Genomic DNA, 9674 nt, shown 5'->3' on the forward strand with positions numbered 1-9674 from the left:
AGGAGGTAAAAGTACAATATTGAAGGTATTAAAAGTTAGTTACAATACGTGTTTTAGAGTTTCTAAAGACAGTATTTCAATACCAAAAAAGGAGGCCTGTGCTTTTAAAAAATCAACTTAAAGCACAAATTAGCTATGAAAATAAGAATATCTTTGGCCCAAATGAATTCCACAGTTGGCGATTATCAGGGAAATATTGAAAAGATAAAAGATTTCATCTCTAAGGCAGACGAAAAAGGTGCCGATCTGATACTCTTTCCAGAATTAACTCTAAATGGTTATCCTCCCGAAGATTTAATCTTAAAAACCCAATTTTTAAGGGATTCTTTGAAAAGTATAGAAGAAATACAAGATTTTAGCGAATCTAAAGATGTTGTAATAGTTTTAGGTGCTGTTGACTGGGATGTTGAATCCTACAACACTGCTTTTGTTATTTATAAAGGGGAAATCTATGGTAGTTATAAAAAGATGTTCTTACCAAACTACTCCGTTTTTGACGAAAAAAGATATTTTACTGCCGGTAGAACACCTTTTTTAATGGAAATTGAACGAATCAAAATAGGAATAACAATTTGTGAAGATCTGTGGGTTCCCAATGGACCGGCTGTTTCCTTAGCCCAAAACGGAGCCAATTTGATTTTAAATCTTTCTTCGTCTCCTTTTTATAAGGGAAGAAATAAGGTAAGGTTTGAAATGCTCAAAACTAGAGCATCAGAGTTATCAAGTTGGATTGCTTATTGCAATAATGTAGGTGGACAAGATGAGTTGGTTTTTGATGGTGGAAGCGTTGTAATTAACCCATACGGAGAAATAGAATTAAGTGCTCCTTCTTTTGAAGAAGGTTTGTATTTTATAGATATAGATCCCCTAGAACCTACTAGAGCAAATTTAAGGGAAGGAAAAAGGAAACATTACAATCAAAGTGCCTATTATGAAAGCGTAAATACAATCAAAATAGGAAAAAAAATTAGAGAAAAAGATCCTATAAAAGCTATCAAAGTTGACTCTTTTGATATATACGAGCAATTGTACCTCGCTGTGAAAACAGGTATAAAGGATTATGTTTGGAAAAATGGTTTCCAAAAAGTTGTATTAGGATTGAGTGGAGGAATAGATTCCTCGCTCACGGCGGCTATTGCTGCGGACGCTATAGGTCCTGAAAATGTTTTAGGATTACTAATGCCTTCTCAATACTCTTCTAAAGGCAGTATCGACGATTCGATAGAACTATCCAAAAATTTAGGAATAAATTACAAAATAATTCCGATAAATGACATATACGAAAAATATATTGAAAATTTGAAGGAAAGCTTTAAAAACACCGATGAAGACAAAACTGAAGAAAACATTCAAGCAAGGATAAGAGGAAACTTAGTAATGGCATTTTCGAACAAATATGGGTATTTAGCCTTAGCATGCGGAAATAAAAGTGAAGCAGCCACAGGATATGCTACATTGTATGGAGACATGGCTGGGGGATTTTCCCCCATTAAAGACTTATACAAAACAGAGCTATACAAAGTTGCCAGAAAGTACAACGAACTTCACGGAAAAGAAATTATTATAAAATCTATATTAGAAAAACCGCCTTCTGCAGAGCTTAGACCAAATCAAAAAGATGAGGATACCTTGCCTCCATATGCTCTATTAGATGAGATTTTATTCAAGTACATAGACAGAGAAATGTCTTATGATGAATTACTACAGGAAGGATACGATGAAGGGTTATTGAAAAATGTAATAAACATGGTCAACAAGAACGAATATAAAAGAAGGCAATCTGCTCCCGGTATAAAACTAACTGAAAGAAGTTTTGGAAAAGACAGAAGAATGCCAATTACCAATAAATATATTCCCTGGTAGTTAATGTAAAAACAGCTGGGAGCGTGAAGAATCCTAACTACCATTCCTTATGAAGAAAGCAAAGTGAAAGGGCACTAAATAAAGACCTTTTTCCGTATGGGTGAGCATCGGGGTGAAAAAGCGCTAAAAAAGTCTTTCTTCCTCACAGGTGGACTTTTGAGGATGAAAGGGGAAAAATCTTTTTCCTTATAGGCGGGTTGTGGAGTCAAGAGATCTTTCGCCTTTTCCTTATGGGGGGGCTGCGGGGCGAAGGGGCGCAAATAACGACCCAGCGCAGCTTACAAAAAAACAATGTGAATAATTAACTAAAAAACGCTCTATTTTTTAAAGGGTCACAGGGCGCAGCCCTCTATCCCTGCTTAGGTCAGGGACCGCAGGTCCCTCTTTAAAAGGGTGGGCAGCGGGGAAAAGGACGCAAACCTATATAGAATAAATATTATAGAAACTAAATAATTTTTAACAATAAGATTCTGGTTTTAAAAGGGTCACAGGGCGGAGCCCTCCCCCCGGCCGTTTAGAGACCGCAGGTCCCTTTTAGAAGGGCGGAAGCGCTAAATCAGATCATTAAAACAGGAGAAAAAATCATGGAAGAAAAAGAAAAAGACCAATCCAACGACAGTCTAAAAAATTTATTAATCATCATTGGCACTATGGCAGTCATATATTTTGCAACTTTCATACTATGGAATTTGTACGTAGAAAACTTAGAAAACCATTATTACTATCCATATGTAAAAATCAAAGAAACCGGCTACGAACGGGTTAAAAAAATGCCTTTTTCGCCCAAAGGTTACAATATAACTATTGAAAAAAGCAATATCACAAACACTTACACAGTAAAAACGAAGTTTGGTTCATTCAATATCCAAACATTTGACGATAGATTCTTCTTTTTTGAAAACGCTGATATGGTAGTAATCTCATATCCTTCATACGATTTCAGAGGTCTTGAATATTCTGTAATTCTAAAAAATGGAAATATCTTTAAATTTGTCATAGTACCAAACGAAGAAATTGTGGAAGATATCTTCACCTTTGTTGAAAACCTTCTAAGAATAAGGGTTTTAGAGGTCCCGGAATTAGCAAATTATGATTATATCAAAGAAAGTGAGGATAGTTACACCATTGAAAGTAAAAGACAAGAATTTACTTTGTCAAAGAATTTAATAAGCACAGTAGGTGAATCCCAAGACTACATTTATTTCATTTCTAAAAAGTATGGGTTGTTCAACAAGATTTACTATTTAGAAAAATCAACCAATAATTTTGGAGAGCTAATAATGATATCGGAATCTCAAAAATTATGGAGCAATAATTAGAAAATTTAGAAATAAAGAATTTTCAACTATTATATTTATTTTAAAAAAGTTACTGGGATTGGGTCCAAAAGGGGTTATCTAATTTTAAAGATTCTATCAAAAGCTATATTGGGAGGGTAAAACATGGATTTTATCAGTAAAATTACCGTCGTTCCAAAAATCCCAGAAAAGATTTCTGGGTTAAAAGAACTCTCTGAAAACATGTGGTGGACTTGGAATTATAAAGCTCAAGCCTTATTTGAAAACGTAGACAAAGAGCTTTGGGAATCCACTCAGAGAAACCCGGTCACTTTTTTAAAGCGTGTGGAACAAAAAAAGTTAAACAAAGCCGCTGAAGATTCAAAATTTAACGAACTCTATCAAGAAGTCATGAAAAGTTTCTCTGATTATATGAATGAAAATAGCAACACATGGTTCAGAAAAACCCATAGTTCTTTTAAAGAAGGGGAAATTGCATACTTTTGTATGGAATACGGCCTTCACGAGTCTTTTCCTATGTATTCTGGTGGTTTAGGAATACTGGCTGGTGATCATCTAAAAAGTGCAAGTGATCTAGGTATACCACTTATAGCTGTAGGCTTATTATATCAAAAGGGGTATTTCATTCAGAAGCTCAATTCGGAAGGATGGCAAGAAAGCTTATATTTAGACTATGATTTTTCGGATTTCCCTATAATTTCCGCCAAAGACAGCAATGGAGATGAAATATACGTCGATATAGACCTGTTAGGAAAAAAGATATTCGCTAAAGTTTGGCAAGTAAAGATTGGAAGAGTGAACCTATATCTTCTAGACACCAACCTAATGCAAAATGACCCTGAAGATAGAGAAATAACCTCCACATTGTATGGTGGAGACATAGAAATGCGCATAAAGCAAGAAATACTAATAGGAATCGGTGGAGTTAAAGCGGTAAGAAAATTAGGATACAATCCTTCTGTTTGGCACATGAATGAAGGTCACGCTGCATTCTTAGGGCTTGAAAGAATACGTGAATTAGTTCAAGAACATGGCTTAACTTTTCAGGAAGCAATTGAAACGGTTCGGGCTGGAAACGTTTTTACCACTCACACTCCTGTACCAGCTGGAAACGATGTATTTTCTATTTCTTTAATTGATAAATATTTTGGAGACTTCTGGCCTAAACTAGGAGCTTCAAGGCAGGACTTTCTAAATTTAGGATTAGAAAAGCAACAAAGCACGGAAGAATTATTTTCAATGACCATTTTGGCGCTGAAACTCTCTGGAAGATCAAATGCAGTTTCAAGGCTACATGGAGAAGTATCAAGGAAGTTATGGAACCATGTTTGGCCTGGTATTGAATGGTTGGAAGTACCTATAAACTATGTCACCAATGGTGTACATATAGACACATGGTTAAACCCAAAATTACAGGAATCTTTAAAAGAATACTTAGGCGCAGACTGGATGTCAAAAATTGACGATCCAGAACTTTGGGAAAAAATTGATAATATCCCTGACCATGAACTATGGGAAACTCACCAACAACTAAAGAAAGAGTTAATAGAATACATTAGGAAGAGTATAAAAGCACAAAGATCGAGACATGGAGAAACAGTTGAACAACTTGAAGAAGTAAATCAAATAGGTGATGAAAAAGCTTTAACTATTGGTTTTGCCAGAAGATTTGCTACTTACAAAAGAGCAGATTTAATATTCAGTGATGAAGAAAGATTAAAAAAGATTTTGAACGATCCGGACAAACCCGTACAATTAATATTCGCTGGTAAAGCTCATCCTGCAGATAAACCAGGTCAAGAACTCATAAAAAAGATATACGAATACTCACGAAAACCAGAATTTCAAAATAAGGTCATAATTCTGGAAAATTACGATATGGATATGGCAAGGCACTTAGTTTCGGGTGTTGACATTTGGTTAAACAATCCTAGACGTCCAAGAGAGGCATCTGGAACATCAGGCCAGAAAGCCGGAATGAATGGAGCTATAAACTTCTCAGTTTTAGATGGCTGGTGGGTTGAAGGATACAACGGTAAAAATGGATGGGCCATAGGGGACAATAGAGACTACGAAGATTTGAAATTACAGGATAAAATAGACAGTGTTTCAATATACAACCAATTAGAAAAACAAATAGTGCCTCTGTACTATGAAAAAGAAGAATCTAACGTTTCAAAAGAATGGGTATCAAAGATGAAAGAATCTATTAAAAGTGTCACGTCTTTCTTCAACACATCAAGAATGCTCAAAGAATACACTCAAAAACTATATATGCCAGCTCTTGAGCAACACATACGTTTTTCAAACGATGACTTTAAATTGGCAAAAGAATTTGCTGGTTGGGTTAAATTATTAAAAGAAAATTGGGACTCTATAAAAATACATGTCAAACTCGATCAAGATCTTATTGGTGTAAAAAATGCAGAAGAAGAAATAGGAGTACAAGCAGAAATATACTTGCCAGGTATAGGTCCAGACTCAATCCTACCAGAAGTTGTATTTGCAAGGTTAAAAGATGGTAAGATTGCAAACATAAGGCGGTACGATATGAAACTCATCAAAGAAGTACAAAAAGACACATATCTATACTCAGTAAAATTTAAAATAGAAGACAGGGGGGAATATGGAATAAATGTAAGGGTAACACCTAACAATCCTCTCATGCCCCATAAAAACTACTTGATGGGACTAGTAAAATATCCTCAATAAGATTTTGTAAATTTTTAATAGACCCCCTTGATTTCAATATATTGTCGTGTTATCATATAAAAGTACAATATATTGATTCAAGGGGGTAATTTTCATGAGAGTTTTAAATAAATGGATCCAAAAAGAACCATCGAAGAATGCAATCACCATATTAAAAGACAGATATTTCTTAAAAGATGGCGAAGGGAATTATTTAGAAAGCACATGGGATGAAGTTGCAAAAAGGATTGCAAGACATGTTGCTGCAGCTGAAGTAAACTATACCAGCGATGTAGAAGGAATAAAAAATGCAGAAGAGCATTTTTATCAACTAATTAAATCTCGAATTTTCTTACCAAACAGTCCAACGATATTCAACGCAGGCAAAACAATGGACAGACAATTATTCAAAAAAGATATAGAAGAAACAACTTTAGAAGACTACAAAACAATTTTTGATTCAAGAACAAAACACAACATGTTATCTGCATGTTTTGTAATCCCCATGGACGACTCAATGAACGCCATATTTGATGCGGTAAAAAATGCTGCTTTAATAATGAAATATGGAGGAGGAGTAGGATACGACTTCTCTGTTTTACGTCCAAAAGGTTCTTCTATCGCTGGAACAGGGGGAAAATCCTCCGGACCCATTAGCTTCATGCATGTTTTCAACACAGCAGCTTCCACGATAGAACAAGGTGGGGCAAGGCGGGCAGCTCAAATGGCTGTACTAAGGTATGATCATCCCGATGTCTTTGACTTTATAAATTCCAAAAAAGACAACAAAGGCAACAATGTCTTGAATTACTTCAATATTTCAGTGAACATTGACAACCCAAAAGAATTCAAAAAAATGCTCGAAGAAAATGGAGATCTCACCTTAGAACATCCAACATCATCCATAAGAAAGACTATCAAGGCAAACGATTTAATGAACAAAATGGTAGAAAACGCATGGAAAACGGGAGATCCTGGCATGCTCTTCCTTGGCAGACACAATCAATACTACGCAATGAGTGATCATACCCCAGTAACCGCTACAAACCCATGCGGAGAAGAACCACTACCACCTTTTGGAAGTTGTAATCTCGGTTCTATAGACGTTGCAAAATTGGTTGAAGACATGGATTTAGGAAACCCAAACTCGGATGATACTTCAGAATTCCAAGAAATAATATATTGGGCTGTTAGATTTTTAGATGACGTCATAGAATCAAACATCTATCCTCTAAAAGAAATTGAAGAAATGTCTAAAAAGCAAAGATTTATTGGATTAGGAATAATGGGATTAGCAGATGCGTTATACAAAAAGGAGATTCCTTACAACTCGGAACAAGCCAGAAAGTTCATGGCAAAATTAACCGCTGAATTAGCGTATTTCTCTCATATTGCAAGTACTGAATTAGCCAAAGAAAGGGGCAATTTCCCAGATTTTCAAAGATCCAAATACCCGGACGGTTTCATACCATTTCCCATGTTGGATGACGAAATAGACGAAGACATAAAAGCATGGAATGAAAAAATACGTCAACATTTTCAAGGCGAAGCCACAAAATACAAAAGAAATGTACAAACGAACACCATAGCCCCAACAGGTTCAATATCTAACTTGGCAGACACATCAAGTGGAATCGAGCCAAATTTCTTACTATCCTATGTAAGATACATGACCAACAAAGAAGGAGACAGAGTTCCCCTATCTTACATAAATCCAATATTAATGGAAAAAATAGGCACCAACATGACAGAAGAGTTAAAAGCTGAAATCATTGAAAAAGGAAGCATTCAAAATATAGATAGTATACCAAACGAAATCAAAAAAATATTTGTAACCTCTATGGACATACCACCAAAAGATCATTTATTAGCCCAACACGTAATTCAAAGTTATCTTGATGCATCATGCTCTAAAACTATAAACATGCCTAAATCTTCAACAATAGAAGACGTTAAAGCTATCTATCTACAAGCATTAGAATTAAATCTAAAAGGATTAACTATTTACAGAGATGGGAGCCTTGAAACTCAAGTTCTAACCTCCGCTTCCAAAGAAGAAAAAGAAACATCCGAAACACAAGGCAAAAGCGTTACATTCTTCGTATTGGACGAAAAACATAAACTAAGGGCAAGGCCAAGAAAAGAAACCTTACGAAGCGTCACACGAAAGTTCAAACACGACACGGGAACAGTATACGTCACCGTTTCCTTCGATGATGGTGGTGAAGCCGTAGAAATCTTTCTATCAGATGGCACAGAAACTGCAGAGGTCATTGGAAGATTATCATCCATAGCTTTGAGAGCAGGCGTTTCAACTGATGAAATAGTTGAGCAATTAAAAAAAGTTAAGGGAACATATTGTAAAGAATTGGCGCAAGAAATAAGCAAAGCTCTCAACGATTTCAACCAATTATGGGAATCCCAAATAGAAGATTATGAAGTAATAAGAACGGGAACGCCGAAAACCAGGGAAGAAGTAGAAAAATTCGTATACGCCAACGACTTAAAATACGAAAAAGGATATTATATAGACTCAGAAGGCAACGCATACTGCCCAAGCTGCTTATCTAAAAATACCCTGATAAACGAATCAGGCTGTGTTACCTGCACCACTTGCGGATGGTCAAAGTGTTCTTAAAAATATATATATAACAAATATTCAAACCCGGTGGAAATGCTCACCGGGTTTTTATATCGTAAATACGACTTAGCTATAATAATTTTAATAACCTAGATTTTATTATCAGAAGCTATTCTTTATCTACTTTTTTACTGCTAGAATAACTAATTACCTTTACATCTTCTACAGTAATTAATCCATCTTTAACTAATTCCTGGACCTCAGGTAATATTTTTTCAATCTTTTCAGCCTCATCTACCACTTCTATTATCAAAGGAAGATCTGAGGATAATTGTAAAATATGTGCACTTTCTATTCTACTATTTAAGCCGAAACCTTCTATGCCTCTAATGACAGTAGTACCAGCCATCCCAGCCTTTTTAAACTTCTTAACTAAAACGTGGTAAAGTGGCTCATGATTCCATTTATCTGTTTCACCGATATATATTTTTAAAATCTTGCCTTCTCCTGAATATTGCATAATTTTCTCCTTTCTATGGACTACCTAGCAATTTAAATAAATTTATTAAGGAAACGGAATTAGCTAATAGCCTTTGCTAGAATAATGCCTCCCATAACAGAAACAAGACCTAAGAGAAAATTCGAAAGGATATTCATTCCAGCAAAGAACCAATCACGTTCTTCAATAAGAACAACTGTCTCATAACTAAAGGTTGAAAAAGTAGTCAGAGCACCAATAAATCCCGTGGTGATTGCCAATCTAAGGTAAGGATGAGTTAAACCTTTCTCTAGGAAAAAGGTCATTATAAATCCAAGGAGAAAAGACCCAAGAAGATTAACTATTAAAGTACCATAAGGCAAAACACCCTCAAGTTTCAAGCTTACCCACCTCGAAAGCAAAAATCGACTAATCGCTCCAAAAAATCCTCCTAACCCTACAAAGAAAATTTCTACCATATTTGGCTCCTTTCTTTTTCCAAAGATCTTTTAACATTATTATATATTATAATTATTCAAAAACAAAAAAAGTTATAATATTTACGGAGACCTTCAAAAAAGTGTTAAACGTCACGACCTTTTTATCTTAAGTATATGAATTGATTCTTAACAATCTCTCAAAGTTTTGTTTGACAATCTTAATTTTTTATGATAATATAAAATAACTGGTTCTCTTCCAAAAAGTGTGGGTAGAAAAAATGAAATATGAACAAATGATTAAATAATCTGGTATCATGTAAGAA

The 9674-nt window shown here is 35.1% G+C and carries 6 protein-coding genes; 4 read left to right on the top strand and 2 right to left on the bottom strand.

From position 1 onward, the window contains the following. The first annotated feature begins 135 nt into the window (after positions 1-135). The 4 genes from ACW9JY_RS09950 (at position 136) to ACW9JY_RS09965 (ending at position 8490) form a co-directional block, all read left to right on the top strand. A complete protein-coding gene (locus ACW9JY_RS09950; protein ID WP_457284255.1) occupies positions 136-1863 on the top strand; it encodes an NAD+ synthase in 1728 nt (575 codons plus the stop codon). Between the two features lie 584 nt (positions 1864-2447). Next, positions 2448-3182: a hypothetical protein gene (locus ACW9JY_RS09955; protein WP_457284256.1), complete on the top strand. Its 735-nt coding sequence runs from the start codon at positions 2448-2450 to the stop codon at positions 3180-3182. Between the two features lie 123 nt (positions 3183-3305). Then, entirely contained in the window at positions 3306-5873 is a 2568-nt protein-coding gene (gene glgP / locus ACW9JY_RS09960) for an alpha-glucan family phosphorylase (protein ID WP_457284257.1), read from the top strand. Between the two features lie 94 nt (positions 5874-5967). Continuing rightward, the gene (locus tag ACW9JY_RS09965; RefSeq protein ID WP_457284258.1) at positions 5968-8490 is read left to right on the top strand and encodes an adenosylcobalamin-dependent ribonucleoside-diphosphate reductase; all 2523 of its coding nucleotides are present in this window, start codon (positions 5968-5970) and stop codon (positions 8488-8490) included. 112 nt (positions 8491-8602) lie between these two features. On the opposite strand, the gene ACW9JY_RS09970 is transcribed toward ACW9JY_RS09965, so the two are convergent. Together ACW9JY_RS09970 and crcB are read right to left on the bottom strand one after the other, a co-directional pair. Further along, on the bottom strand, positions 8603-8953 hold the full coding sequence (locus ACW9JY_RS09970; protein WP_103077262.1) for a DUF190 domain-containing protein: 351 nt from the start codon (positions 8951-8953) through the stop codon (positions 8603-8605). A gap of 59 nt (positions 8954-9012) precedes the next feature. Continuing rightward, entirely contained in the window at positions 9013-9390 is a 378-nt protein-coding gene (crcB, locus tag ACW9JY_RS09975; RefSeq protein ID WP_457284259.1) for a fluoride efflux transporter CrcB, read from the bottom strand. Positions 9391-9674: the final 284 nt, after the last annotated feature.

Source organism: Petrotoga sp. DB-2, assembly GCF_054051725.1.

What these genes read in the sequence shown, in the direction of transcription:
- ACW9JY_RS09950 (WP_457284255.1), top strand. Translation starts at nt 136, where the DNA reads ATGAAAATAAGAATATCTTTGGCCCAAATGAATTCCACAGTTGGCGAT.
- ACW9JY_RS09955 (WP_457284256.1), top strand. Translation starts at nt 2,448, where the DNA reads ATGGAAGAAAAAGAAAAAGACCAATCCAACGACAGTCTAAAAAATTTA.
- glgP (WP_457284257.1), top strand. Translation starts at nt 3,306, where the DNA reads ATGGATTTTATCAGTAAAATTACCGTCGTTCCAAAAATCCCAGAAAAG.
- ACW9JY_RS09965 (WP_457284258.1), top strand. Translation starts at nt 5,968, where the DNA reads ATGAGAGTTTTAAATAAATGGATCCAAAAAGAACCATCGAAGAATGCA.
- ACW9JY_RS09970 (WP_103077262.1), bottom strand. Translation starts at nt 8,953, where the DNA reads ATGCAATATTCAGGAGAAGGCAAGATTTTAAAAATATATATCGGTGAA.
- crcB (WP_457284259.1), bottom strand. Translation starts at nt 9,390, where the DNA reads ATGGTAGAAATTTTCTTTGTAGGGTTAGGAGGATTTTTTGGAGCGATT.